Annotated in this window: 30 protein-coding genes; 12 read left to right on the forward strand and 18 right to left on the reverse strand. The window is 62.1% G+C overall.

The window, feature by feature from the left end:
* The first annotated feature begins 96 nt into the window (after positions 1–96).
* Complete coding sequence (locus NKI08_RS07620) at positions 97–315, forward strand: hypothetical protein (RefSeq protein ID WP_352540343.1); 219 nt, start codon at positions 97–99, stop codon at positions 313–315.
* 2 nt (positions 316–317) lie between these two features.
* Positions 318–578: a hypothetical protein gene (locus NKI08_RS07625; RefSeq protein WP_352768179.1), complete on the forward strand. Its 261-nt coding sequence runs from the start codon at positions 318–320 to the stop codon at positions 576–578.
* A 42-nt stretch (positions 579–620) separates the two neighbouring features.
* Here NKI08_RS07625 and NKI08_RS07630 read toward each other — a convergent pair whose 3' ends face one another.
* The 4 genes from NKI08_RS07630 to NKI08_RS07645 all read right to left on the reverse strand — a co-directional run bounded on the left by NKI08_RS07630 (position 621) and on the right by NKI08_RS07645 (position 3,738).
* Positions 621–1,679, reverse strand: coding sequence for a dipeptidase (locus NKI08_RS07630; RefSeq protein ID WP_352500772.1), 1,059 nt, complete (start codon positions 1,677–1,679; stop codon positions 621–623).
* 188 nt (positions 1,680–1,867) lie between these two features.
* Entirely contained in the window at positions 1,868–2,167 is a 300-nt protein-coding gene (locus tag NKI08_RS07635; protein WP_352451160.1) for a GNAT family N-acetyltransferase, read from the reverse strand.
* Entirely contained in the window at positions 2,160–2,795 is a 636-nt protein-coding gene (locus tag NKI08_RS07640; RefSeq protein WP_352768182.1) for an alpha/beta hydrolase, read from the reverse strand. Before NKI08_RS07640 ends, NKI08_RS07635 begins: the two co-directional genes overlap by 8 nt.
* Positions 2,796–2,805: 10 nt before the next feature.
* Positions 2,806–3,738, reverse strand: a complete 933-nt coding sequence (locus tag NKI08_RS07645; protein ID WP_352768185.1) for a VOC family protein — start codon at positions 3,736–3,738, stop codon at positions 2,806–2,808.
* A gap of 224 nt (positions 3,739–3,962) precedes the next feature.
* On the opposite strand from NKI08_RS07645, the gene NKI08_RS07650 reads away from it, so the two are divergent.
* Complete coding sequence (locus tag NKI08_RS07650; protein WP_352768187.1) at positions 3,963–5,540, forward strand: alkaline phosphatase family protein; 1,578 nt, start codon at positions 3,963–3,965, stop codon at positions 5,538–5,540.
* A 52-nt stretch (positions 5,541–5,592) separates the two neighbouring features.
* On the opposite strand, the gene NKI08_RS07655 is transcribed toward NKI08_RS07650, so the two are convergent.
* Positions 5,593–6,954 (reverse strand): PRC-barrel domain-containing protein, encoded by a 1,362-nt coding sequence (locus tag NKI08_RS07655; RefSeq protein WP_352768190.1) that lies wholly within the window; start codon positions 6,952–6,954, stop codon positions 5,593–5,595.
* 252 nt (positions 6,955–7,206) lie between these two features.
* Between NKI08_RS07655 and NKI08_RS07660 the strand changes: the two genes are divergently transcribed.
* The gene (locus tag NKI08_RS07660; protein ID WP_352471119.1) at positions 7,207–8,127 is read left to right on the forward strand and encodes a diacylglycerol/lipid kinase family protein; all 921 of its coding nucleotides are present in this window, start codon (positions 7,207–7,209) and stop codon (positions 8,125–8,127) included.
* Between the two features lie 58 nt (positions 8,128–8,185).
* On the opposite strand, the gene NKI08_RS07665 is transcribed toward NKI08_RS07660, so the two are convergent.
* Complete coding sequence (locus tag NKI08_RS07665) at positions 8,186–8,359, reverse strand: hypothetical protein (RefSeq protein WP_292659198.1); 174 nt, start codon at positions 8,357–8,359, stop codon at positions 8,186–8,188.
* A gap of 146 nt (positions 8,360–8,505) precedes the next feature.
* Here NKI08_RS07665 and NKI08_RS07670 point away from each other — a divergent pair, with 146 nt between their 5' ends.
* Positions 8,506–10,032 (forward strand): sensor histidine kinase, encoded by a 1,527-nt coding sequence (locus NKI08_RS07670; protein ID WP_352768193.1) that lies wholly within the window; start codon positions 8,506–8,508, stop codon positions 10,030–10,032.
* A 48-nt stretch (positions 10,033–10,080) separates the two neighbouring features.
* On the opposite strand, the gene NKI08_RS07675 is transcribed toward NKI08_RS07670, so the two are convergent.
* Complete coding sequence (locus NKI08_RS07675; RefSeq protein WP_352540234.1) at positions 10,081–10,560, reverse strand: hypothetical protein; 480 nt, start codon at positions 10,558–10,560, stop codon at positions 10,081–10,083.
* A 10-nt stretch (positions 10,561–10,570) separates the two neighbouring features.
* Positions 10,571–10,897, reverse strand: coding sequence for an ElaB/YgaM/YqjD family protein (locus NKI08_RS07680; RefSeq protein ID WP_023678546.1), 327 nt, complete (start codon positions 10,895–10,897; stop codon positions 10,571–10,573).
* A gap of 110 nt (positions 10,898–11,007) precedes the next feature.
* Here NKI08_RS07680 and NKI08_RS07685 point away from each other — a divergent pair, with 110 nt between their 5' ends.
* Complete coding sequence (locus NKI08_RS07685) at positions 11,008–11,505, forward strand: response regulator (protein ID WP_352768196.1); 498 nt, start codon at positions 11,008–11,010, stop codon at positions 11,503–11,505.
* A 29-nt stretch (positions 11,506–11,534) separates the two neighbouring features.
* On the opposite strand, the gene NKI08_RS07690 is transcribed toward NKI08_RS07685, so the two are convergent.
* Both NKI08_RS07690 and NKI08_RS07695 read right to left on the reverse strand, forming a co-directional pair.
* Positions 11,535–12,086 carry a sigma-70 family RNA polymerase sigma factor gene (locus NKI08_RS07690; protein WP_023678544.1) on the reverse strand — a complete coding sequence of 184 codons (552 nt, stop codon included), beginning with the start codon at positions 12,084–12,086 and terminating at the stop codon, positions 11,535–11,537.
* A gap of 3 nt (positions 12,087–12,089) precedes the next feature.
* On the reverse strand, positions 12,090–12,293 hold the full coding sequence (locus tag NKI08_RS07695) for a NepR family anti-sigma factor (protein WP_023678543.1): 204 nt from the start codon (positions 12,291–12,293) through the stop codon (positions 12,090–12,092).
* 217 nt (positions 12,294–12,510) lie between these two features.
* On the opposite strand from NKI08_RS07695, the gene NKI08_RS07700 reads away from it, so the two are divergent.
* The 5 genes from NKI08_RS07700 to NKI08_RS07720 all read left to right on the forward strand — a co-directional run bounded on the left by NKI08_RS07700 (position 12,511) and on the right by NKI08_RS07720 (position 15,817).
* A complete protein-coding gene (locus NKI08_RS07700) occupies positions 12,511–13,305 on the forward strand; it encodes a response regulator (RefSeq protein WP_352471123.1) in 795 nt (264 codons plus the stop codon).
* A 226-nt stretch (positions 13,306–13,531) separates the two neighbouring features.
* Positions 13,532–13,696 carry a DUF1328 domain-containing protein gene (locus NKI08_RS07705; protein ID WP_023678541.1) on the forward strand — a complete coding sequence of 55 codons (165 nt, stop codon included), beginning with the start codon at positions 13,532–13,534 and terminating at the stop codon, positions 13,694–13,696.
* 191 nt (positions 13,697–13,887) lie between these two features.
* Positions 13,888–14,922, forward strand: a complete 1,035-nt coding sequence (locus NKI08_RS07710; protein ID WP_352451150.1) for a sensor histidine kinase — start codon at positions 13,888–13,890, stop codon at positions 14,920–14,922.
* A gap of 132 nt (positions 14,923–15,054) precedes the next feature.
* Entirely contained in the window at positions 15,055–15,225 is a 171-nt protein-coding gene (locus tag NKI08_RS07715) for a hypothetical protein (protein WP_352685923.1), read from the forward strand.
* 346 nt (positions 15,226–15,571) lie between these two features.
* A complete protein-coding gene (locus NKI08_RS07720) occupies positions 15,572–15,817 on the forward strand; it encodes a YMGG-like glycine zipper-containing protein (RefSeq protein WP_006328050.1) in 246 nt (81 codons plus the stop codon).
* A 98-nt stretch (positions 15,818–15,915) separates the two neighbouring features.
* Here NKI08_RS07720 and NKI08_RS07725 read toward each other — a convergent pair whose 3' ends face one another.
* From NKI08_RS07725 to xylF, 4 genes are all read right to left on the reverse strand, one after another.
* Complete coding sequence (locus NKI08_RS07725) at positions 15,916–17,538, reverse strand: CHASE domain-containing protein (protein ID WP_352768200.1); 1,623 nt, start codon at positions 17,536–17,538, stop codon at positions 15,916–15,918.
* A 129-nt stretch (positions 17,539–17,667) separates the two neighbouring features.
* Positions 17,668–18,462 carry an ATP-binding cassette domain-containing protein gene (locus NKI08_RS07730; RefSeq protein WP_352768202.1) on the reverse strand — a complete coding sequence of 265 codons (795 nt, stop codon included), beginning with the start codon at positions 18,460–18,462 and terminating at the stop codon, positions 17,668–17,670.
* A 77-nt stretch (positions 18,463–18,539) separates the two neighbouring features.
* Complete coding sequence (locus NKI08_RS07735) at positions 18,540–19,904, reverse strand: sugar ABC transporter permease (protein WP_352768205.1); 1,365 nt, start codon at positions 19,902–19,904, stop codon at positions 18,540–18,542.
* Positions 19,905–20,045: 141 nt separating this feature from the next.
* Positions 20,046–21,086 carry a D-xylose ABC transporter substrate-binding protein gene (xylF, locus tag NKI08_RS07740; protein WP_352471128.1) on the reverse strand — a complete coding sequence of 347 codons (1,041 nt, stop codon included), beginning with the start codon at positions 21,084–21,086 and terminating at the stop codon, positions 20,046–20,048.
* Between the two features lie 285 nt (positions 21,087–21,371).
* Between xylF and NKI08_RS07745 the strand changes: the two genes are divergently transcribed.
* Positions 21,372–22,616, forward strand: a complete 1,245-nt coding sequence (locus NKI08_RS07745) for an ROK family protein (protein WP_352685931.1) — start codon at positions 21,372–21,374, stop codon at positions 22,614–22,616.
* A 9-nt stretch (positions 22,617–22,625) separates the two neighbouring features.
* Here NKI08_RS07745 and phoB read toward each other — a convergent pair whose 3' ends face one another.
* Genes phoB through pstA form a run of 4 tightly spaced genes read right to left on the reverse strand, consistent with a single transcriptional unit; the run spans position 22,626 to position 25,723 of the window.
* Positions 22,626–23,315: a phosphate regulon transcriptional regulator PhoB gene (phoB, locus tag NKI08_RS07750; RefSeq protein WP_031212149.1), complete on the reverse strand. Its 690-nt coding sequence runs from the start codon at positions 23,313–23,315 to the stop codon at positions 22,626–22,628.
* 16 nt (positions 23,316–23,331) lie between these two features.
* The gene (gene phoU, locus NKI08_RS07755) at positions 23,332–24,039 is read right to left on the reverse strand and encodes a phosphate signaling complex protein PhoU (RefSeq protein WP_023678534.1); all 708 of its coding nucleotides are present in this window, start codon (positions 24,037–24,039) and stop codon (positions 23,332–23,334) included.
* 32 nt (positions 24,040–24,071) lie between these two features.
* The gene (gene pstB / locus NKI08_RS07760) at positions 24,072–24,875 is read right to left on the reverse strand and encodes a phosphate ABC transporter ATP-binding protein PstB (protein ID WP_352451144.1); all 804 of its coding nucleotides are present in this window, start codon (positions 24,873–24,875) and stop codon (positions 24,072–24,074) included.
* Positions 24,872–25,723 (reverse strand): phosphate ABC transporter permease PstA, encoded by an 852-nt coding sequence (pstA, locus tag NKI08_RS07765; RefSeq protein ID WP_352613520.1) that lies wholly within the window; start codon positions 25,721–25,723, stop codon positions 24,872–24,874. Before pstA ends, pstB begins: the two co-directional genes overlap by 4 nt.

Raw genomic sequence — 25,723 nt, forward strand, 5'->3', positions numbered from 1 at the left:
GCATCGGCCGCGAAGATCAGTGGGACGGTGTTTGCCACTGTCAAGCACCTTCTGCATGGCTGCCCATATTCGAATGTTCTCGTCGAGATTGCATCCTTGGAGAAAACGTCGTCGAAGGCACCGTCGGCGAAGGGCAGCAGTCCCGGCGATGCAAACCAGATCAGCGCCGCCGGGCCCGCCTGCAGCGGACCTTGGCTCGAGATCCACGCCAGGCGCGAGCTGCAATATCAAAAGCTGCTGAAGCGTGCCAAACTGGTGCCGCGGCTGGTCGTCAGGCTCGGCCGCCGCACTGCCAATCCGCCTGCGGATTTCTAAATATGGCCGACGACACCGACAGTCCCAAACTCGACGCCGAAGCCGCCGAACAGTGGCAGCTGATCAACACACCGCTCGGCGAAAAATGGTCGGGCCGCACCCGCTATGCTGCGGCCATGTTCTTCTACAAACGCGGTGAGATGAGCGCTGAAACGCTGGAGGCCTACCGTATTTGTGCCAGGCTGGATTCGACCGATCCGCTGCCGATCATCCGCGACCGCGGCATTGGCCAGGACTGGCTTAAACGCATGGATTTCGAATAGTCGGCCTCCAAATCGCATTCCGGTCAAGCCGGCATCACCCGCTTAGCCGATGGTCTTTTCCAGCATGCCGAGCCAGTTGCGATAGGCGATCTTCTCGATCAGCGCGCGCCCGAAGCCGCGAGCCGCGAAAGCGTCGAGCAATCTTGGCAGGCCGGCAACGTCGCCTATCACGGCCGGGATCATGGCGCCGTCGAAATCCGAGCCCAGGCCGACGCCGTCTTCGCCCAGCGCCTGCAGCAGCGAATCGACATGGCGCACCATGATGTCGAGACTGGTGTCGGCGTTCATCCTGCCGTCCTCACGCAGGAACCCGGTGGCGAAATTCAGCCCGACCATGCCGCCGGAGTCGCGGATCGCGCCGAGCTGCCATTCGGTGAGGTTGCGCGAATGGCCGCAGATCGCGTGCACGTTGGAATGGGTCGCGACCAGCGGTGCGTCGCTGATCTCGACGACGTCGCGGAAACCTTTTTCGTTGAGATGCGAAAGATCGATCATGATCTTCAGCTGGTTGCAGGCTTTCACCAGCGCCTTGCCGGCATCGGTCAGCCCCGGCCCTGTATCGGGCGACGACGGGAAACGGAACGGCACGCCGTGGCCGAAGGCATTGGGACGGCTCCAGACGATACCGAGCGAGCGCAGGCCGGCTGCGTGGAGGACATCGAGCAGGGTGAGCTCAGGGTCGATCGCCTCGACCCCTTCGATGTGGAAGACCGCCGCGATCGAGCCTTGCGCCATCGCCTTTCTCACATCGCCGGCGGTGCGGCAGACAGTGAGCGCCGAAGCCCGCTCCAGCCTGAACAGGATCGAGGCCATCGCTATGGTGGAGTTGAGCGCATCGGCGCGCGGAACCTCGGGCGGCATGGGCTCGCTGTCGCTCGGCGCCAGCGGCACCGCGCCGCGCTTGGATTTCTCGACAGGCGGCGGGAAGATCGCGAACATGCCGCCGGCAAATCCGCCTTTCTTCGCGCGCGGCAGGTCGATATGGCCACTCGGCGTCCCCTCGACGAACAGCTTTTCGACGTCCGCATCCTTCGACTGGTAGAGCCTGAGCAGCGTGTCGTTGTGGCCGTCGAAGACGGGAATGAGATCGGATTCGGTCATGGAGGGCCATTCGGTTGAAGTGGTCGGGCCGCGGAGGGCGAGCCGGTTGTTGCCAATACTTAGGCAAGGCGAGCGCTCTGCGCAAATCCCGCATGTTTGCCTTATGTTTGTACGCCGCCAATGGTCGAAGGGGCACGCGGTAAAGCCGCGCACCCTTTCTCCTTTCATTCATCGAGGGGCTGTCTCTCTTACCGCTTCAGCACGTCCGCCCATTCCGGATGGCGGCGGAACTGAGCATTGGCGAACGGGCAAAGCGGGATGATCGTCTTGCCCGCCGCACGTGCATCCTCGACGGCACGGGTGACGAGGCGAAGTCCCGCGCCCTGGCCGCGAAATGCATCCGGCACTTCGGTATGGTCGATGATGATCTGGTGCTCGCCGACCTTGGTGAAGGTCATCTCCGCCTCGGCGCCGCTCGGCCCACGCAGGAAGTAGCGGCCCTTAGAGCCGCGGTCCTCCAGCTCGATCTCCGGCAATAGGTCAGACATGGCTTGCGGTCCTTTCATCCGACGTTACGGCGAACAACTGCCGCGCCGCCTCGATCTCGCTCGGCCGCACCTCATGGCCGCCGTCATGCCACTCGACTGTGACATCGGCACCATCGGCGCGCAAATAGGCTTCGAGCCGCGCCGTCAAATCAGGCGGACAGATCGGGTCTCGCCTGCCGGCGGTGACCAGGATGCGGCTGCCGTCAAGGCTGCCCTTGACCTCCGGCTCGAACGGGATCAGCGGATGCATCAGCACCGTTGCGTCGAACAGCGAGGGTTCGGCAAACAGCACCGAGGCCAGGATGTTGGCGCCGTTGGAATAACCGAGGCCTAGCACCAAAGATGGCTTTGCCGCCTCGACATGTGCCTTGACGAAGCCGGCCATCTTGTCCGTCGCTCGCGTGAGATCGCCCATGTCGTAAACGCCCTCGCCGGTACGGCGAAAGAAGCGTGCGGCGCCTTGTTCCGAGGCATCGCCGCGCGGGCCGACGATCGTCGCTTGCGGCGCAAGATCGCGCCCAAGCGACAGAAGCTGATCCTCGTTGCCGCCAGTGCCATGGAAGACGAAGAGCAACGGTCCACCCTGCGAACCGGGCAGCACCTTGTGAATATACGAATCCTTGCTCATAACCCTGCCCTCAGTCTTCCAGTTTCTGCAGATGCTGCTCGAGATAGGGCCGCAAATGCTGGTGTTGCGACGGCAGTTTCAGCGCCTCGCCGAGATGGGCCGTATCCTCGTCGCGGTCGAAGCCCGGCTCGTTGGTGGCGACTTCGAACAGCACGCCCCCCGGTGTGCGGAAGTAGATCGCCCAGAAATAATCGCGGTCGATCACCGGCGTCACCTGATAACCTGTGTCGAGGAGTGCCTTGCGCACTTCGAGCTGCTTGGCGCGGTTCTCGACGGCGAAAGCAACATGGTGGACCGAGCCGGCGCCGAGATTGGCGAAGCCGGCCCCTGGCAGCGATTCGATATCGACGACGTCGGCGCCGTTGCCGTTCTTCACCGCCAGCCGCCTGATGTTGCCGGACTTGTCGACCTCCTCATAACCCATGAATTTCAGCAGCTCTTCGGTGGCGCCGCCATCTTTCAGCCTGAGCGACACCGAGTGAAAGCCGCGGATCGCCACGTCGGTGGGAATGCCACCCTTGGCCCATGGCGCACGGTTGTCCGCTCTGTCTTCGACCAGCGCAAACCCGTCGCCGTCGGGACCGGCGAACGCAAGACGCTTCTCGCCGAACGTCTCCTCATGGGACAGCCCGGTGACACCTTGCTCGGCAAACCGTTTCTCCCAATAGTCGAGCGTGCCCTCGGGCACCGAGTAAGCGGTGTTGCCGACTTCGCCGACTCCATGGCGGCCCTTGCCGATGTTCGGGAACGAGAAGTAGGTCATCACCGAGCCGGGCATGCCGACCTCGTCGCCGTAATAGAGGTGGTAGACGTCGGGTGCGTCGAAATTGACGGTTTTCTTGACCCGCCGCAGGCCGAGCGTCCCGGTGAAGAATTCGTTATTCTGGCGCGCATCGCTGGCCATCGAGGTGACGTGATGCAGGCCCTTGACCTGGTCGAGCATGTCTGTTGCTCCTTCCCTTGTGCTGGTGCGGCCCTTGCCGCTGTCCACGCAAATATGAGCATCCGCCTCCTGGCCGCAAAGGCGGCAAACACAGAATGGACTGTGCTGTTAAAGTGAACGACGAAGCAGGTTTTGTTCACCATTCGGCAAACTGGACCGGCTTGCATACTCGCCGAAATTGCGCTCCATGAGCGACGCATGTAGCCAGCGTGAGGATACAGCGGTTGAGTGGAAAACGCCCCAATATTCTCCTGATCACCTGCGACCAATGGCGGGGCGACTGCCTGTCAGCTGCTGGCCACAAGGTGGTAAGGACACCGAATGCCGACGCGCTGGCTGCCGAGGGCGTTTTGTTCCAGAAGCACTATGGCGGCGCCGCACCTTGCTCGCCGGCACGCGCCTGCCTCTACACCGGCCTCTACCAGATGAACAATCGTGTCTGCCGCAACGGCACGCCGCTCGACGCCCGCCACGGCAACATAGCCCTCTGGGCACGCGCCCTCGGCTATGATCCGACGCTGTTCGGTTATACCGACATGGCGCGCGACCCGCGCACGCTGGCGCCTGGCGACCCGCAGCTGAAAAGCTATGAAGGCGTGCTGCCCGGCTTCACCGTGCGCCAGCTTCTGCCCGAGCACCAGAAGCCCTGGCTGTCATGGCTCAAGGCGCGCGGCGTCGATGCCGGCGCCGGCTCCCCCGCCATTCACCGCCCGGCGGGCGAAATCCTGGAAAACGACGGCGCGATCAGCAACGGTCCGCCAATCTATTCGAAGGACGAGACGCCGTCGGCCTTCCTGGCCGGCGAATTCATCCGCTGGCTCGGCGAGCAGGAGCGCGATGCCCCGTGGTTCGCGCATCTTTCCTTCATCAGCCCCCACCCGCCCTTCATCGTGCCGGCGCCTTACAACGCCATGTACGATCCGGCCATCGGTCCAGCTTTTGACCGCGCGGAAAGCTGGCAGGCCGAAGCAGCAAGCCACCCTTATCTCGCCTATGAACTTGACCGGCAGGAACGGTCGAAATTCCGTCCCGGCTCGGAGGGCAAGGTGCGCGACTGGGGCGACGACAATTTTCGCCGCATCCGGGCGCTCTATTACGGCATGATCTCGGAGGTCGACGCGCAGCTTGGCCGTGTCTGGCAAGCGGTCAAGGCGGCCGATGCATGGGACGACACCGTCATCGTGCTGACCTCCGACCACGCCGAGATGATGGGCGATCATTTCATGCTGGGCAAGGGCGGTTTCTTCGACGGCAGCTTCCATATTCCGCTGATCATTCGCGATCCGCGCCGCCGCAAGGCTGCCGGCAGCAGCGTCGACCGCTTCACCGAGGCGGTGGATTTGGCGCCGACCTTGCTTGAGCTCACTGGGCTCGAGCTCACTGGCGGCGAAGTGCTGCCGCATCTCGACGGCCGCTCGCTGGCGCCTTTCCTGGACGCAACGGAGCCGGACAATTGGCGCGATGCGGCGCATTGGGAGTTCGATTTCCGCTCGATCGCGGATGGTGATGCCGAACGGTATTTCGGCGTCGGTCCGCGTCAGTGCAATCTCGCCGTCGTTCGCACGCAAAAATTCAAATATGTGCATTTCGGCGGAGGCCTGCCGCCCTTGCTCTTCGACCTGGAGAAGGATGCGCGCGAGTTGACCAATGTCGCTGACGACCCAGCCTATCTGCGGGCACGGCTGGAATTTGCCGAGAAGTTGCTCGCCTGGCGGGCCGACCATCTCGACCAGTCTTTGGCGCTCGCCGAATTGACGGACAATGGCGTTGCCGGCCATGTCGCCGGCTTCCCCTCGAGATAAGCAAAGCCCGCGCCGTTGCCGGCGCGGGCTTCTCTGTCGGCCTGTGCGCAGCTTAGCGCATGATCATGCGCTGTTTCTCGCGATTTTGCGCATAGCTGGCCTTGTCATAAGGGGCCTGCGCCTCAAGCTGCTCCTTGGTGAAGTTCGTGTAGAGATAGCGCTTGCCGTTCTTGTCGGTCATGAATTTCAGGTTGTCCATGCCGACCGCCACCTCCTTCTCGCCGATGCCAAGGAAGCCGCCGACGTCGATGATGACTGCGTCGACCTTCTTGTCGCCGCCCAGCACGATATCGCCGATCTCGCCGACGTTGACATCGTTGGCGCCGTAGACGGTTGTTCCGACCAGATCCTCGGCCCGGATTTCGCCTATCGGCATTTCAGTCAGTGTGGACTTGTCGATCGACCCGGTCTTGGTCTGGTCTGCCGTCGTTGCGGGCGCTGGGGCATTTTGGGCCGTCTTACTGGCCTGGTCAGTGTTGTTGGTTGTCGCAGTGTTATCGGTCGTGGCAGTGTTGCTGGCCGTCACGGTAGGCGTGACGACGGCTGGCGCATTAGCCGCGGCATCGTTCGACGCTGTGGTCGCCGGGGCCGGATCATAGGGCTTGCGGTCGAAATCCGGCTGCGCCGTCAGCTCTTCCCTGGTGGTTTGGGCAACCAGCCAGCGATCGCCGTTCCTCTCGGCCCACTGCGCCTTGTCGAAATCATAGGCGACGTTCTTTTCACCTATGCCGAGGAAGCCGCCGACACCGATGACCAGCGATTGCGCCTTGGCTTCCTTGTTGATGACGATGTCGTTTACGTCGCCGATGTTCTGGGCGTCGTCGCCGGTACCGTTGTAGACGGTCTCGCCGATGATATTGGTGGCAAGATTGCCTTCCGCGCGCTTCACTGGCTCAGCCGGCGCGGCAGGCGCCGGGGTTGTATTTTGCGCGCTGGTGGAAGGGGCGGCAGGCGCCGCATTATCCGCCGAAGCTGGTGGCGGAGTCGGATCGTAAGGCCTCCGGTCGAAATCCGGCTGAGCCGTCAACTCATCCTTCGTCGTTTGCGCTATCAGCCAACGGTCGCCATTTCTTTCGGCCCATTCCATCTTCTTGTAGTCGAAAACGACGTTCTTGGTTCCTATGCCAAGAAAACCGCCAACGCCGATGACGACGGATTTTACCTCGCCGCGCTCGTCGAAGACGACATCGGTGATCTTGCCGATATTCTCTGCATTGTCGCCGGTGCCGTTATAGACCGACTCGCCGATGATATTGGTGACAAGGCTGCCCTCGGCGCGTTGCACCGGAGCGGCTGGAGCGGAATTCTCTACGGCGGGTGGTTGCGCCGGCGCCGGGGTCGTCGCCGACTGCGCAAATGCACCCGTCGCAATCAATGTTGCGACTGCTGTCGTGGTTAAAAGGGTGCGGATCATCTTAGTGTCTCCTCGTCGGTGATTTCGTGCACGCCGTGCCCGCCTGGCGTCACTGCGGGCGCAGCGTCTTCTGCATGTTCACAACGTTGTGACCACACTGTTGTTCCGAAAAAAGCCGAGGTGCACCCGGTGCGATGTCAATGGTTCTCGGATTCGCCGCGTTGGTCGAAAGGAACATTTTCTCGGCCGCCCCGTTCCACTCCCGGCTGGGGCTCCGTCCCGGCCCGATAGGTGCTGGAAAATGGAACGGCCATGCGGTTTGCAGCGGTGCTGAACAAGGACGGGGGCACCCTGCGCACCATCGATCTTGAGGCCTTCGCCAGTCGGATGCGCAGCACACTTGAGACTGCCGGCCACTCGATTGATATCGAAATCGTCGCCGGCAAGGATATCGTCGCCACGCTGGACGGCGTAGCTTCCAGGCGCGGCATCGACGTCGTGCTGGCTGGCGGCGGCGACGGCACCATTTCGGCCGCGGCAGCCCGTTTGATGAATGGGGAGAAGGCGCTGGCAATTCTGCCGGCTGGCACAATGAACCTTTTTGCGCGCGGCCTCGGTATCCCGCAGACCCTCGATGCGGCACTGAAATCGTTTGCCGACGGCGAGGTGATGGCGATTGACATTGCAACAGCCAACGGCCGGCCCTTCGTGCATCAATTCTCGATCGGCATGCACGCCAGGATGGTGCAACTGCGCCAGAAGATGGAATTCGGCTCGCGGTTGGGGAAGATGCGCGCCTCGGTGCGAGCCGCTTGGGCGACGATCAACAATCCACCGGCGATGAACGTAACGCTGATGATCGGCGAGGCCGAGATCAGAACCCGGATCACCGGTATCGGCATCACCAACAATCTGTTTGGCGAGGGCCACCTGCCCTATGCCGATAATCCGGCAGGCGGCGTGCTGGGCATCTATGTCACCGTGGCGCGGCGGCGCGGCGAATTGATCAGGTTCCTCTTTGACGTCGCCCGTGGGAAATGGCGCGGCAACGAGCATGTCGAAATCCATCAGGCAAACCGCGCCGTTTTGAAAATCCATTCGACTAACAGGAAAGTTCAGGCCGTCATGGACGGCGAACTGGTAAAGCTCGATCGCGAGACGACCGTCGAAATCCATCCGCGCGCGTTGAATGTTCTCGTCCCGGCGCGCGCTGTCGAGGCAAAGGTTGCCTGACGTGGGATGCGTGATGTGGGGTTGCGTGATGCAAACTGGCGCGAGCGATGGAGAGAACCTAGCCGCTGGGTGTGTTGCCCTGTTCGGTCTTCGGCGTCTCGATCATCCAGCCGTAGATTTCGGCGACGCCCCAGGCGATAAAAGCCAGCAACAGCGCGGCGATCAGGATACGAAGGACATGCCGACCCCGCCGCCCTTGACGGGCTTTGTTTTCAGGAATGGTTTTTGGCATTGTCTGGCTCCATATTTGGCGCCGGCAGGCGTAACTCGCGGGGCGTTGGCTGGTAACGGTCCCCCGCCGCGAAAGTTCCGGCACTGCAAGGCGGCAGACGGGCCGGTTGGCCTGACCAATCAGCGGAGCCGGCCTCCGGGGGCATAGTGGACGACAATAGCCAGAACACGCCGGGCCTGCCGGCCGATATTCGCCGTGTGGTGGGCGCCGCGGACCGTCTTGCCGTGCTGCACGGCCTCGACACGCTGGACGGGGCTGCCGACCCTGATTTCGATCGTATCGGCGGTCTTGCCGCTTCGGCTATGCAAACGTCTGTCGCACTGATCACGCTGGTCGATGCCGAGCGGCAGTGGTTCAAGTCCTGTATCGGCCTCGACGAGACCGAAATCGCAACCGAGACATCGTTCTGCGCCTATACCATCGCAGCCGGCGACGTGCCGATGGTGGTGGCCGACGCGGCGGCGGATCCGCGGTTCAAAGCCAATCCGCTGGTCACCGGCGAGCATCATATCCGCTTTTACGCAGGCGTGCCCATCGTAGTCGACGGCGCGCTGATCGGCACGCTGTGCGTGCTCGACCGGAAGCCGCACGCACGTCCTTCCTCTGTCCAGCTCGACCAGCTGTCGGCGCTAGCCGGCCTCGCCGCGAGCCTGTTCACGCTGAAGGATGCAACCCGCAGTGCGGCGATTGCCAAGGCAGCACTGGTTCGAGAGGAAAAGCGGCGCGCTATCGCGCTCGACGCGGCTTCGCTTGCCAGCTGGGCATGGGATATCCGCAGCGATATGATCGACTGCGATGTCCTGCTGTCCGAATTGTTCAACCTGCCGAAGTCGAACAGGCTGAGGGCGCGCGACATCCTGACCGCCATCGACCCGCGCGACGTTCACCAGACCGAAACACGCTTTCGCGACGCGCTGACCGGCAGCGACGATTATTTTGGCGAATACCGTGTCAAAGACCTCGATCCGCCGCGATGGATCGCAACACGCGGCCGCGTCATAGAACGCGACGGCGATGGCAAGCCGACGCTGATCTTCGGCGTCAACTACGACATTACCGAACGCAAGCTTTGCGACGAACGTCAACGACTGTTGCTGCGCGAGCTCAATCACCGCGTCAAGAACACTTTGGCAACCGTACAGGCGCTGGCGACGCAGACCGTTCGCCATGCCCGCCAGCCAAGCGAATTCCTCGAAGCCTTCAGCGCCAGGCTGCAGGCACTGGGCGTTGCGCACAGCCTGCTGTCGGACCGCGAGTGGCGCGGCATCGGCATCCGCGAGCTGGTGGAGATCGAGCTAAAGCCGTTCCAAGCCGCCGGACAATCGCGCATGGCGATCTCCGGCGCCGATGTCCTGCTCTCACCCGACCAGGCAGTCGGGCTCGGGCTGATCCTGCATGAACTGGCAAGCAATGCACTGCAATACGGGTCGCTCTCGGTTTCCTCCGGAAAGGTCGATCTCGATTGGAGGGTACAAGGCAGGAAGGGCGCACGCCGTCTGTTGCTGGCCTGGCGCGAAAGCGGCGGCCCGCGGGTTGCGCCGCCCGAACGCCATGGCTTCGGCTCGATCCTGATCCGCCGCAGCCTGGCCAAGGTCATTTCCAGCGAGGTGATCCATGAATTCCGGCCGGACGGCGTGGTCGCGGAAATATCGATTCCGCTCGAAGATTTGTGATTTTGCGACCGGCGCCAGAATCGTTTGCCCCGAACTATCCCCTCCGAACTATTCGCGTTTGCCGGTATCCGGATCATCGGAGCCGCGCTTCACGTTCTCGCGGTAGATGGCGTAGGCAGCGAGTGCTATCGCCGGGCCGAGAATCGCGCTCAGTCTGGCCTTTCCCGGGCCATCTTTGCCCTTGAGCAGCGCCGGCAGCACGGCGAGTGCCGCAGTGATGCCGATAGCCTTCATGTCAGCGTTGCGTCGCTTCGCCCGGCGCCTGGCGCGCGAGCCGGCCGACATCCGGTAGACGAGCAGGATGAGACCGGCGATTGCGAGAAAGCCGATCCCGAAGCTCAGGGAAGCTGCCATCGGCCCATAGCGGGCCGCCGTCCAGATATAGGCCGCCCCGACCAGGAAGCCGAGGCCGCACAGCGCTACGACCGCTGCGACCGAATAGACAATTGCAGCCACACGCGCGCGTTGCACCGCCGCAATGGTTTCGCCCGAGGCGAGGCCCGAGATCAGCGATGCAAGCATTCCCATGCGTGCAGAACTAGCGGCGCGCGAGAAGCGCGAAGAGGAACCCGACGCCCGCGGCGATCGCCAGCGACGTCACCGGCTTCTCGCGCATATGCGCTATCATCTGCGCCTCGATGTCCCTGGCGTTGCTGCGCAGGCTGTCGAAGGCTGCCTCACCCTGGGTTCGCAACTGCTCGACGCTTTCGGCGGCGGCTCGCCGCGCTGCCCCGTAACCATGTTCGCCAGTTTTGGCCAACAGCTTGGTAAGTTGGTCGATGTCGGCCTTCAGTTGTGCGATGTCGGCCTCAATATCGGAATTCGTGCGGGCTTCGTTCGCGGCCTTTCCTGCGGCAGTCGCCATTGCTTCACTCTCCATGCTTTTGCTCGGTCGAAACGCCCGACAGACCCCAAGGTTCCGGCACGAACCTCTTCTAACCCTATCTCCGGCAGCGCGCGTTGCAAATGCCTTGCATGGGCCGAGGCCGACGCATCCGCGCCAGCGCGTCTTTTTTGAATGACAGTATGCCAAATAACGATCATGACTTCCCCGGTTTCACGATCGAGACGAATTTAAGGAGATATTGCTGCGTGCGCGCATCACTTGACGGTTTGCGGATTCTTATCCTGGAAGATGAGTTCCTGATTGCCATGGATATCGAGCAGCTTTGCCGCGACTACGGCGCGCTCAATGTGGTCATCGCCCGTGATCTGACTGAGATCGAACAGCAAGACGGTGCCGCGCAGTTCGATGTGGCCATCGTCGACCTCATGCTGAGCGGCGTTTCGACGCTCCAATTTGCTTCGCGGCTGCGTGAAGCGGGCATCCCGTTCGTCTTTGCCTCGGGCTATTCGGATACGGACGAGATCAAGAAATCCTTTCCCGGCGTCAGACTGGTCACCAAGCCCTATTCGGGAGACGATCTCGTCGAGGCAGTGGCGGCGGCCTGCAGGCGAACGCATCTCCGCTGAGGCGCGGAGCGGTTCGAACACGCCGCGCTTCACGCAGCCGTCGACCCGGTTACCTGAGCCGAAATTGCGTCCGGGCCATACTCGTCTTCACCCGAGATCTTCAGAATTTCCTGCAGCCGTGTGCGGGCGCGGCTGACGCGGCTCTTGATCGTTCCGACGGCGCAGCCGCAGATCTCGGCCGCTTCCTCGTAGGAGAAGCCCGACGCGCCGATGAGGATAATGGCTTCGCGCTGGTCTTCTGGCAGCAATTCGAGCGCGCCGCGAAAGTCCTCGAGGTCAAGTTGGCCGTGCTGGGCCGGGTGAACGGCAAGCCTGGCCGTCATGACGCCATCGCTGTCCTGCACCTCGCGGCCGCGCTTGCGCATCTGCGAATAGAATTCGTTGCGCAAGATCGTGAACAGCCATGCCTTCAGATTGGTGCCGGGCTGGAAGCTTTCATGCTTGTCCCATGCCTTGACCAATGTTTCCTGCACCAGGTCGTCGGCCTTGTCGGCGTTTTGCGTCAGCGACACGGCAAAAGCCCGCAGGCTCGGGATCGAGCCGAGCAAGTCGGTCTTGAAGCCCTGGGAGACGGCCGCCATGCCTCAGTCCTTCTTTTGTACAGGTTCGGCTTTTTCCAACTGGCTGAGCAGTTGGGCGAAGCGATCCGGCACATTGTCGGAGACCAGCTCGTCGTAGTATTGTTTGAGTTTGCGGCCGATTTCCGAGTTCGGCCCAAGCGGGTCGCGGGAAGCAGCCCGGCGCCCGTTGCCAACGCCACCCATGGTAGCTTTCGTCATGTTCTTCATTTCGCCCTTTTGTCCCAGCCTTAAGCCGCCCTTCAACACATAACGCAAGGCAAGCGGCAGCCTCGTCTGGTTGCCCAACCCGCCCCTAAACGCCAGCCCATATATTTAGTTCCGCATGATCGGAACTTTTTCGCAGAACCCGCGTTTTCAACTCTGGGCTTGCGAACCGTTTTTTAGCTGTAACATGCAATCACGTCATATGAGGGAGACGTCCAATATGAGCCTATCAGCAACCATCGCTCCGCACCTGCCGTTCCTGCGTCGCTTCTCGCGCGCAGTATCCGGATCGCAGGAGAGCGGCGACGCGCTGGTCGCCGCAATGCTCGAGGCCATCATTGCCGATGTCGACATCTTTCCGAACGCATCGAACGACCGCATCGCGCTCTACAAGGTCTTTGCCAAGCTCTTCACCTCAGTGGCCATTCGCGTTCCGCAGGAGCATGCCCAGTCGGCATGGGAACAGCGTGCCGCGGCCAATCTGAATGCAATTGCGCCTCGCCCCCGCCAAGCCTTTCTGCTGGTGGCGGTCGAAGGCTTCAGCGAAGACGAGGCGGCGGAGATTCTCGACGTAGACGAACAGGAATTCTCCGAACTCCTCGCGCAGGCGAGCAACGAGATCTCCCGTCAGGTGGCAACCGACGTGCTGATCATCGAGGATGAGCCGCTGATCGCCATGGACATCGAGGAAATGGTCGAAAGCCTCGGCCACCGCGTCGTCGGAACGGCGCGCACCCACGCCGAGGCGGTGGCGATGTTCGGCAAGGCGCGGCCAAAGATGGTGCTTGCCGATATCCAGCTTGCCGACGGAAGTTCGGGCATAGCGGCCGTGAATGAGATCCTGTCGTCGACCTCGGTACCGGTGATCTTCATCACCGCCTTTCCCGAGCGCCTGCTCACCGGCGAGCGGCCGGAACCGGCTTTCCTGGTTACCAAGCCGTTCAATCCGGACATGGTCAAGGCTCTTATCAGCCAGGCCCTGTTCTTTGACCGGCACGCGAAAGCCGCGGCATGAAACAGCGGACGGCCGAACTGCGGCCGCCGAGACAGCCGCTCTCTCGGATCAGATGGGCGTGGCGCCGGCTCAATTCACTGGCAACCAACTGGGGCAACCAACTGGACCTTTCCACACACCGCGGCAATTCGGGCCCTGAAGATTTTCAGCATCGTCTTTTTCGGAAAATGGTGGAACAAACGGAGGCGAATCACGTTTTCACCGCAGCATTGGAAGGAGATCGATCATGCTTTACTGGGCGCTCGTATTTCTCGTCGTGGCGATCATCGCCGGTGCGCTTGGTTTCGGCGGCATCGCTGGCACCTCGGCCGGCATAGCGCAGATATTGTTCTTCATCTTTCTCGCCTTCCTGATCATATCGCTTATTGCCGGCCTGATCAGACGAGCGTGAATGCCAAGCGGCCATTCAAGCGAACACTGGAAGCCGCACCCCTCAAACGGTTTCCAGCCACCGCCGGGCAGTGTCCTCCAACGGGATGCCGCTCGGCGGACCGCTTTTTAAGGTTTGATACGAACCTCCTCCTTTTGGAACCCATTTTTCCGCGAACCGTTCAGCCCGACATGGGTTGAGCAAATTGACCGATGCGTTCCAGAGTCGGAAAAATGAAAGACCGCGGCCAGAGTGATGAGATCATCGCTTTGCATCCCGCCGAAAGCGGGATGCAGCTTGGTCGGGCCCTTCTCCATGCACTGCACAATGCCGGGATTTCCGTCCTGTACCAGGATCGCGAGATGAAGACGGTGTGGGCGCGCAACATGCGCGCGCCCTGGACTTCCGATGCCTCCGACAACAACGGCATCTTGCCGCCGGCGCAGGCAGAGCGTATCGGCGCCGCCAAGCACGACGTCATCGTCTCCGGCAATCCTCAACATCTTGAGCTCAGCGTGCCGGCCGATGACGGCGCCCGCTGGTTTCAGGTGTGGATAGACGCCGACCGCAGCGAGACCGGCGCGGTGCAGGGCGTCGTGACCACCATGGTCGAAACAACCGAGCAGAAACGCCGGGAGCAGACGTTGAAGGCGCTGCTGCGCGAAGTCAGTCATCGCTCCAAGAACCTTTTGGCCATCATCCAGAGCATCGCCACCCAGACGGGCCGTTATTCCGGCAGCATTGACGATTTCCTGACGCGCTTCCGGGGCCGATTGCAGTCGCTGGCCTCCTCGCAGGATTTGGTTACGTCATCCAACTGGCGGGGAGCGGCGCTGCGCGAGCTGGTTTCCGGTCAGGTCGGCAGGTACGGCGCGGATCCCTTGCACAGCCTACGTTTCCGCGGCGCAAATCCATATCTCAACCCCAATGCCGCCTTGCACATCGGCTTGGCCATGCATGAGCTCGCCGTCAATTCGGTCAGCTATGGCGCACTGTCGCGCAGCGACGGTTTCGTCGAGGTGACGGCCGATCTGACGGCAGCTTCCGCTGGCGAGCCTGCGCTGTCGCTGACATGGGCCGAAGTGATCGGAGCCAACGACAATCAGCGCAGTGAGAAGCGTTTTGGCAGCGTCGCGCTCGAACGCGTCGTGCCCACTTCATTGAATGGAACGGCGACCCTTGAGATCACCGGGAACCGCCTCGAATACCGCCTTGTCGTTCCTCACGGTAATTTCGAGACGGATTAACGAGCGGCGGTCGCCGCGCGAAGGCTTGCTGCGCATCGCCATCTTTAACCGACTGTTCACCATAAAGTCCGATCCTGTGCGAACGTGCCGATCCGCCGGATTGAGTTTGGCACAAAGTGAAGGGAATGGGCGTTGACGGCTGCAGACGTGAACAGACTGGAACAGGCCGCTCGCGTCTCGATGGGCGGTTTTCAGGATCCCGACGCGCCCGCAACGCCCGCGCCTCGTGCTTCGCCCCTCCGCTTCGCCGCCGTCGCGCTTATGGCCGCGATCGTCCTGACCGCCGCGTCCCAACTGATCTGAATCGAACTCGCCTCTGCTTGATCGCTTTGAAACCACTGCCCGAGTGCTCGGCCGTGCCCGTTCGCGGTCGCTGACCTGCAGGACCAGGCCCAACATGTCGGCGCCAGATGCCTTGCCGTCGATCCGGCGCTCGAGAACGACCATGACAGGATCGTCTGGAACGTGCGCCCCAACGGCACGCTCGATGCGTCCTTGGAGATTTCCGGGTTCGTGGTAGCATCGAACGGCGCACGCCCCGAAAAAGACTATCTTAATCAACAATGAAATCGTGCGGGCAAAGGCCGTACTTTCATGCTAAATGGCGGCTGGAGCTTATTAAAGTGAGGACAAAAGTGAGGATGACTCCATGCGGAAGATGATTATTGCCATGGTTGCCGTGGTTGCGGTCAGCGGCTGCACCACCACGGAAGAGAACGTGGGTATCGGCACTGTGGGCGGCGCGCTCATTGGTGGCGCTGTCGGCGGCGGCAAGGGCGCTTTGATCGGCGCCGGCGCTGGTGCGATTGGCGGTCTGCTCGTTCGCCGTCTGCAAAATGGCTACTGCCAATACAGAGATCGTCACGGCCGGATTTACACAGCTCGCTGCAACTAGTTTCGAGCTCCAGGCGGACAGCAAACGCGGAGGCAGGCCACCTGTCTCCGCGTTTGCTCTTTAAAGCGCTGTTGCGATGCGGCCCACGAGACGGTGTTTCAGGCCGGCAGCGGAACCTTGATTTCCACGTTCAAGCCATCTTCGCGAAAATCGCGCCTGATTGTGCCACGCAATTCGCGCGTGACGTTGAGATCGATCAGTCTGGTGCCAAAACCGCTCTTTGCCGGTGTCTCGAGCTTCTTCTGACCGGCCTCGCGCCAGTTGAGAGCCAATGTCCGGGTGCCGCTACGGGCTTCGAGCGACCAGTCGACCTTCAGCGCACCGACTGAATTGCCGGCTTCGCCATGCTTCAGCGCATTCGTCGCCAGTTCGTGAAAGACGAGGCCGAGTGCCTGCGTCGTCTTTTCATCGAGAAGAACCTGCGGTCCCGACAGCAGCCCTTCAGGAAGCTCACTGCCGAACACCTGGCCTAGCTCGATGCGCAGCAGGTCGCCGAGATCGGCTTTCTGCCAGCGTGAGCGCGTCAGCATGTCCTGGGAAGCCGCCATCGCCTGCAGCCGGGCCGAGAAAGAAGCCGAGAATTCCTGGACGTCGGTGGTGTGCGATGCTGTCTGGCGCGCGATTGCCAGCACCCGCGTGATCGAGTTCTTGATGCGATGCTTCATCTCCTGCAGCATCAGATCTTTTTCCAGCAGGCTCTTTTCGGTCGTTTCGTGAAGCAGCGAGACCGCCTCATAGGCCCGCTCCTGATAGCGGGCCACCAGCGCGATGGCGCCCGCAAGCAGCAGTCCGAACAATCCGAGCATCACCGGGATGGCGCGCGAGGAAGGTTGCGAGAAAGCACTTGTCGGCCTGAACAGGACGACCCACGGCCGGCCGGCGACGGTGATCTTGCGGGTGACCAGCAGCCTGTCGCCGAGGCTCGAAACAGGCGGCGTTTCCGATTGGAACAGCAGGTTGTCGCTGTCCACCGTGCCGTCATAGATCTCGGTGTTGACCGGCAGCAATGGTGCCCGGCTGAGCGCAGCCTGGAACAGATCACGGGCGCGGAAGGCCGCATAAAGGAAGCCGGCAGTCGAGGATCTCGTCGCGTTCACGGCGTCCGGCGCGGTTTCGACATTGAGCCGGACGAAGACGAGGAACCCGGTAAAGGTCTGCGCGGCACCCGTATCCTTGCCGAGCTGCACGAGCCCGCTGGCGTGCTGCTGGTCGTCGGCCATCGCCTTTTCGATCGCCTCGCGCCGCGCCGGCCCGGTGAACATGTCGTAGCCGATGCTGGATTTGTTGGACGGATCCAGCGGTTCGAACAGCACGATGGGCGTACGCCACGGTAAGTTCGTGTCGGGATAGATCGGATGGCTTGCGCCGTGATCGTGCAGGATGTCGCGCTCGACCGCCGCCTCGTTGCCAGTTTTCGCCAGGCGGAGGAAACCGATGCCGCGCAGGCCGGCGAAATTATTGTCGACGTCGAGCGCGTTGAAGAAAGCCTTGAACTCGCCCTGCGAGATACCGCCATTGCGTGCGTCGAACAGCGCCCGGGTCGAACGCAGCAGCGACAGGTCCAGGTCGATGCGGCTTTCGATCCGGTTAAGCGCGTCGTCTGCCGTCGCCTCGAATTTAATGCGGGCCGCCTCCTGGGTGGCAAAATAGGCAAAACCCGCCATCGTCAGGCTGATCAGCGCGACGGCGATAAAAGCGACGGTCGGAAAAAGCTTCTTCAATTGCTGATACGTCCCGTGGACGGTTCGGCATCTTTATGGGCAAGTCCTGACGCCAACACAATGGCGAGGCCAAAGCATGGTGACGGCTGGCACATTTTGGCGGCGTGTGATTAGCCGGCTAATTCTCGTTCATGCGGCGATCTTCAGCGCGCCCGGCCCCGGAATGGCGCCGGGTGGGCACTTGCCGAGGATGATCATGCCGAGCACCTCGTCCTGGGTGACGTCGGTTGTGCGCGCCGTTCCGACAACCCGACCGTTCTTCATGACGCAGACACGGTCGGCAAGCTCGAACACGTCGTGAATATCATGGCTGATCAGGAAGATGCCGATGCCGTCGGCCTTGAGCTGCCTGACCAGTTCGCCGACCTGCGCCGTCTCTTGCGGCCCGAGTGCCGCCGTCGGCTCGTCCATGATCAGGATGCGAGCATTGAACAGGATGGCGCGGGCGATCGCCACCGACTGCCGTTGGCCGCCCGAAAGCTTTACCACCGGCTCCTTGAAGCGTTGGAAACGCGGATTGAGCCTGCCCATCACCTTGCGCGCCTCGGCCTCCATGGCGACGTCGTCTAGCGTACCCCAGCCGGTCATCAGCTCGCGGCCGAGAAACAGGTTGGCGGCCGCATCGACATTGTCGGCCAGCGCCAGCGTCTGGTAGATCGTCTCGACGCCGTACTTCTTGGCGTCGCGGGGATTGGAGATCGAAGCCTCCTCGCCGTTGACGAAAATCTGGCCCGCATCGCGCTTGTAGGCGCCGGACAGGATTTTTATCAACGTCGATTTGCCGGCACCGTTGTGACCGAGCAAAGCCATCACCTCGCCCGGGAAAAGGTCGACAGAGGCATCGTCGACAGCGCGAATGCCGCCGAAAGCGATGGAGATGTTGCGCATGTCGATCAGCGGCGTGGGAGCGGATTTGTCTGCCATGCTCGTCCTTCCTCCCTATAGATCCTGCTTGAGCACCAAGTTGTACGAAAACCGGTTTCCACCTTGCGGGATCATGCTCAGACCCGTTTGCGATAGACGGTATCGAGCCACACCGCGACCACCAGCACGGCTCCGACAACGATGCTCTGCAGCGGCGAATCGATGCCGAGCAGCACCATGCCGGACTGCAGCGACTGCATCAAAAGCGCGCCGAGCATGGCGCCGAGCACTGTGCCGGAGCCGCCGGCGAGCGACGTGCCGCCGATCACCGCCGCCGCGATGACCAGGAGCTCGTCCAGCGTGCCCAGCGCATTGGTCGACGAGTTCTGCCTGGCTGACGAGATCGCCGCGGCGATCGTCGCCAGCACGCCCATGATCATGAACACCTTCATGGTCACCCAGCGCGTGTTGATACCGGCAAGGTTGGCTGCTTCCGGATTGCCGCCGATGGCGAAGACATAGCGGCCGAAACGGGTACGCTTGGCGATGAAGGTCATGATCAGCCCTACGGCTACAGCCATCAGCACGGGTATGGCGATGCCATGGGCGATGAACAGCCCGCCTTCGGGAACCGTTATATTGTTGGCCGCCGCATATCTGTTCACGATGCCGACCGGCCAAGGATAGGAATTGGCAAGCCATATGGCGCCCATGATGACAGCGCAGGTGAGGACACCGAGGAACGTCTCGGCCCAGATCGGGCGCAACGGAAAGCGGAACCGCTTGCGCTGCACCCGCCCGTTGAGCAGCATGAACACAACCGCCAGGCACGCGACAATTCCGACGATCCAGCTCCATCGCGCGCCGATCGAACCCGCCGGCCCACCGCCCATCAGCTGGAAAGTGGCATCAAGCGGCGCAATCGTCTGACCGCTGGCGACCCACCATGCGGCACCCCGCCAGACCAGAAGGCCGCCCAGCGTCACGATGAAGGCCGGCACCTCGAGATAAGCGATGATGTATCCCTGGAACGCTCCGATCAGAAGGCCAAGCGCCAGGCCGATGGCCAGTGCCAGGATCCAGATCCAGGGATTGCCTAATTGCAGACCGATCATTCGCACCAGGAAATGCACCTGCGCAAAGCCCATGACCACGCCGATCAGGCCTTCGGCGGAACCGACCGACAGGTCGATATTGCGCATGACGATAACCAGCACCATTCCGGCAGCCATTATGGCCACGGCGGAAGTCTGCACCGACAGGTTCCAGAGATTGCGTGGCGTCAGGAAGGTCCGGCTGTCGAAGTCGAACGGATTGACGCCGAGCCGTACGCTGGAAACGACATGCAGGCCGACCCAGATGACCAGCAGCGCGCCGACCATGCCGAGCATGCGCGTGTCGAGTTCGGTTGCCTTGAGAAATCGGGCAACGATGCCGAGCTCGGATTCCCGTGCCCGGTCTGCCGTGTTGTCGACCGGCGTGTTGGACGTCGTGTCGGTCATGATGTTTCTCCCGCCGGGTTGCCGTCTGTCGCGGATGCCGGAAGCAGCCTAGAAGTTATCCGCCGGAAGCGGAAAAACAACTCTTGTTGAAAAACGCCGCGGCGAGCGGCCGCGGCGTTCGGACTTCTCGGAAACGTCGGCTCAGTTGCAGACTGCAACAGTGCCAGCCGTCACGCCGGCGCAGACCTCTTCTTTCTTGATCCAGCCGGCGTCGATGACGACGTTGAGGTTGTCCTTGGTGATGGCGACCGGGGTCAGGAACAGCGACTTGACGGCATTGCCGCCGGGCGTGGTGAAATCCTTCACGCCGGCAATGTCGGTCATCTGCTTGCCGTCGGCCAGTTGCGAGGCGATCTCGGCGGCATTCTTGCCGAGCTCGCGCGCATCCTTCCACACCGACACGGTCTGTGTGCCGAGCGCGATGCGGTTCAGCGCGGCGTGGTCGCCGTCCTGGCCCGAAACCGGAACCGATCCGGCCAGCCCTTGCGCTGTCAGCGCGGCGACGACGCCGCCGGCAGTGCCGTCATTGGCCGCGACCACGGCATCGACCTTGTTGTCGTTGGCGGTCAGGAACTGTTCCATGTTCTTCTGAGCGTTGGCCGGCAGCCAGCCGTCGGTATAGGCCTCGCCAACATTCTTGATCTTGCCGCTGTCTATTGCCGCCTTCAGCACCTCCATCGAACCGGCAAACAGGAAATCGGCATTCGGATCGGAACCCGAACCCTTGATGAAGACGTAGTTGCCTTCCGGCTTCACCTTGAAGACTTCCCGGGCCTGCATGCGGCCGACTTCCTTGTTGTCGAAGGTCAGGTAAAAGACGTCCTTGTTCTCGATCAGCCGGTCGTAGCCGACAACCGGAATACCTTCGTCCAGCGCCTTTTGCACGGCCGGCCCGATGGCCGAGGCGTCCTGCGCCAGGATGATCAGTGCGTTGGCGCCCTGCGAGATCAGGCTCTCGACGTCGGTGAGCTGCTTGCCGGGGTTGGACTGTGCGTCGGCGGAAATATACTTGTCGCCTGCGGCCTCGATGGCCGCCTTCATTGCGGCCTCGTCGGTCTTCCAGCGCTCTTCCTGGAAGTTCGACCAGGAAACGCCGATGACCTTGTCTTTAGCCTGCGCCACCGACGCCAGCGCCAGCGTCATGGCGACACCCGCCAGAATGGCGGTCGTGAATTTCTTCATCATATCCTCCCTGCGCCGCGTACGGCGTGACCAATTGGCTCAAAGACCAGCTTAGAAGCTCTAATTTTTTCGAGCCTCGAAAAAATACTGGTCCGATCTCCGGCTGCTGTCAACATCGATTCTGATGGATTTTGATGACTCTGCGAGTTTTTTCGAGCGTCGGAATAAACGATGACAGCGCCACCTGCATCTGACACTATTTGCCTCATCCGACACTATTTGTCGGACATTACCGACGGCTTCCGGTTCATGAGCGGCCGCGGCAACCGGGAGGAAAGCAAAACAATGTCGGTCGGAATCCGCCATGACGATTTGCGCCGGCGCAACCGGGCGATGGTGATCTCGGCGGTGCGCCGGGCCGGCCAGCCATCGCGTACTGAGATCGCAGCTACCACCGGCCTCAGTCATTCGACCATATCGGCGATTTCTTCCGACCTGATACGGGAAGGCATCCTCGCCGAGAGCAAGCCAAGTGAGCCCGTTTCGTTGAAACGCGGTCGTCCGCAAGTCGGCCTCGCCCTCAACCCGGAAGCGGCGGCGGTGCTGACCGTGGTGTTGTCGCTGAATTTCCTTTCGGCCGCCATTATCGACTACACGGGACAGGTGGTCGCCGAGGAACAGCGCCGGCTGGACACGCTGACTATGCCGCGCGACGAGCTGATCCGTGAATGCATGGCCATCGTCCGGCGCCGGCTGCAGGATCCAGATCTTGACGTCCGCAGTGTCGCCCGCATCGCCCTGGCGATTCAGGGCATTACCGACTCCCCTGCACGCGCCATGCTGTGGTCGCCGATCACGCCGCAGACCGACATCGCCTTTGCCGACATGCTGGAGGACGAATTCGGCATCCCGGCAACGGTGGAGAACGACTGCAACATGATGGCGGTGGCTTTGCGCTGGCGCAATCCGGATCGCTATCGCGATGACTTCATCGCCATCCTGCTTTCGCATGGCATCGGCATGGGGCTGGTGCTGAAGGGCGAACTGTTCACCGGGACGCATTCCTCGGGCGGCGAATTTGGCCACATGATCCATCGTCCGGGCGGCGCGCTCTGCCGTTGCGGGCGGCGCGGCTGCATCGAGGCGTATGCCGGCAACTACGCCATCTGGCGCAACGCCAGGCAGATGAGCGAAGACAGCGAACCGGTCGCCGACGTCAGCGACGCCGACATGCGCGCACTGGCGGCCCGGGCGCGCGAGAAAGATGGGCCGGAACGCGAGGCCTACCGCAAGGCCGGCGAAGCGCTGGGTTTCGGTCTCGGCTCGCTGTTCGCGCTGATCGATCCGGCACCGGTCGCGATGGTCGGCGCCAGTGCCGCCGCCTTCGATCTGATCGAGCCGGCCTTGCGGAAGGCAATCGCCCAGACCGCCGGCGGCCAGCATTCAGGCTCGATCTCCTTCGATACAGAGCCGAACGAATTGCCTCTGATCCGCGAAGGCTGCGCGATGCGGGCGTTAAGCTTCGTCGACCAGGAGATTTTCGCGCCGGGCGCGCAAATGAGGCCCAGCGTCAGAAAGAACGTAGCCTGACCAGGCGGGTCAATCTTCCCTGATCGCATAGCCGGCGCCGCGGATGGTGCGGATGACATCCGGCATCCGGCCGTTGTTGACGGCTTTGCGCAGCCGCCCGACATGCACGTCGACGGTGCGTTCGTCGATGTAGATTGTCTCCCCCCAGACATTATCGAGTAACTGGCTGCGCGAGAAGACACGGCCCGGATGCCGCATCATGAACTCGAGCAGCCGGAATTCGGTCGGCCCGAGCCTGATTTCGCTCTTCTTGCGATAGACCCTGTGCGATTCGCGATCGAGCACGATGTCGCCGACCTTCAGCACGCTGGACAGCACTTCCGGCTTGGCGCGCCGCAGCAGCGCCTTGACCCTGGCCATGAATTCCGGTGTCGAAAACGGCTTGACCAGATAGTCGTCGGCGCCGGTCGAAAGACCGCGCACCCGGTCGCTCTCCTCGCCGCGCGCGGTCAGCATGATGATCGGCAGCCGCTCGGTTTCGGGGCGCACCCGCAACCGACGACAGAGCTCGATGCCGGAAACCGCTGGTATCATCCAGTCGAGCACCAAAAGGTCGGGCACATTCTCCTGCAAACGGATCTCGGCTTCGTCGCCGCGTGTCACCACCTCGACCTGGTAGCCTTCGGATTCGAGATTGTAGCGGAGCAGCACACCCAACGGCTCCTCGTCCTCCACCACCATTATGCGTGGTGCGATCATCGGCTGGGCACCCCCATCATGTCACCGGTGCGGACATTGTCGTTTCGTCCTGCTTCGGACGATTGACCGGCAATTGCTCGCCGGTCAGCACATAATACGCATTTTCGGCGATGTTGGTGACATGGTCGCCGATCCGCTCCAGATTCTTGGCGCAGAACAGCAGGTGCGTGCAAGCGGTGATGTTGCGCGGATCTTCCATCATGTAGGTCAACAGCTCGCGGAACACGGACGTGTATTTAACGTCGATGCGCTCGTCGGCGGCACGAAGCTTGGCCAACGCGGCCGCATCGCCTGCAGCATATTCCTCGATGACACCCTGCACCTGGATGAGAACCAGCTGCGCCATCGCGTCGATGGAATGCGACAGGTCCCGCGGCGTGGCGCTGAGGCCGACCGCACTCACGCGCTTGGCGATATTCTTGGCAAGGTCGCCGATGCGTTCGAGGTCGCCCGCCATGCGGATCGCTCCGACCACATGGCGAAGATCGTGGGCCATCGGCTGGCGTTTGGCGATCAGGGTGATGGCGCGGTCGTCCAGTTCGCGTTGACGCGCATCCATGATGGCGTCGTCGGAAACGACGCGTTGCGCCAGCACGTTGTCGGAATTCAACAGCGCCTTGGTCGCCCCGCCGACCATCGAACCGGCGAGGTCGGCCATGTCGCGGATCAGCTTGCTGATCTGCTCGAGATCCTCGTCGAAAGAAGCGACTGTGTGTTCGCCCATGGTCCTGTCCTCATATGCATGATCGGAACGGCTCAGCCGAAGCGGCCAGTGATGTAGTCCTGCGTGCGCTTCTCGCGGGGCGACGTGAAGATCTTCTCGGTCCGGTCGAACTCGACCAGTTCACCCAGATACATGAAGGCCGTCTGGCGCGACACGCGCGCCGCCTGCTGCATGTTGTGGGTGACGATGACGATCGTGTAGTCGGCTTGCAATTCGTCGATCAGTTCCTCGATCTTGGCAGTCGACAGCGGGTCGAGGGCCGAAGCCGGTTCGTCGAGCAGAATGACTTCCGGCTTCACGGCCACGGTGCGGGCGATACAGAGCCGCTGCTGCTGGCCGCCGGATAGGCTCAAGCCGCTGGCGTTGAGCTTGTCCTTGACCTCGCTCCACAGCGCGGCGCGCTTCAACGCCTGTTCGACGCGGCCGTCCATCTCGGACTTGCCGAGGTTCTCGTAGAGCCTGACGCCGAAGGCGATGTTCTCGTAGATCGACATCGGGAACGGCGTCGGCTTCTGGAACACCATGCCGATCTTGGTCCTGAGGAGGTTGAGATCCTGCGACCGGTCGAGAATGTTCTTGCCGTCGAGCAGCACCTGGCCCTCGGCCGTCTGTTTTGGGTAGAGCTCATAGATGCGGTTGAATACACGCAGCAGCGTCGATTTCCCGCAGCCCGAAGGGCCGATGAAGGCCGTGACACTGCGCTCAGGCAGCGACAGGCTGATGTCCTTCAGCGCCTTGCTCTGGCCGTAGTAGAAGTTGAGATTCTTGACCTCGATCTTCGTCTTCTCGGCGACCGTTTCGGCCATCGTCATGTCTGGGGACAACATCTGTGTCATCTGTCCTCTCTGCGTCCGGTAAGGCTGCGGGCGAGGATGCTCAAGCCCAGAACCGTCAGGGTGATTATGAGTGCGCCGGTCCACGCCAGTTGCTGCCATTCCTCGTAAGGGCTGAGAGCGAACTGGAAGATGGTCACCGGCAGGCTGGCCATCGGCGCGTTGATATTGCTGCTCCAGAACTGGTTGTTGAGCGCGGTGAAGAGCAGCGGCGCCGTCTCGCCGGAAATGCGTGCTATCGCCAGCAATATGCCGGTGACGATGCCGGACAATGCGGCGCGGTAGGCGACCGAACGGATCACCACCCAGCGCGGCGCGCCGATCGCGGCACCGGCTTCACGCAACGCGTTCGGCACCAGGTTGAGCATGTCTTCAGTGGTGCGCACGACCACCGGAATGACCAGGATGGCAAGCGCAACGGCGCCGGCAATGGCCGAGAAATGTCCCATTGGCCGCACCATCAGCTCATAGACAAACAAGCCTATGATGATCGACGGCGCCGACAACAGGATGTCGTTGATGAAGCGGACGACGGTGGTGATGCGCGAAAAGCGTCCATACTCGGCCATGTAGGTTCCCGCCAGCACGCCGATCGGCGTGCCGACGACAACGGCGATGATCGTCATCAGCAGGCTGCCCGTGATGGCATTGAGCAAGCCGCCGGCCTCGCCCGGTGGTGGCGTCATCTCGGTGAAGACCGCGAGCGAAAGCCCGGCTGTGCCCTTATAGACCAACGCGCCGAGAATGAGCGCCAGCCAGGCAAGCCCGATGCCGGCGGCGACGACGCAAAGCGCCATCATCACCGAATTCCTGGCTTTGCGGCGGCTGTGGAGCGATGAGGATGTCGACAT

The organism is Mesorhizobium sp. M0768, assembly GCF_040320195.1.
Classification (GTDB): domain Bacteria; phylum Pseudomonadota; class Alphaproteobacteria; order Rhizobiales; family Rhizobiaceae; genus Mesorhizobium.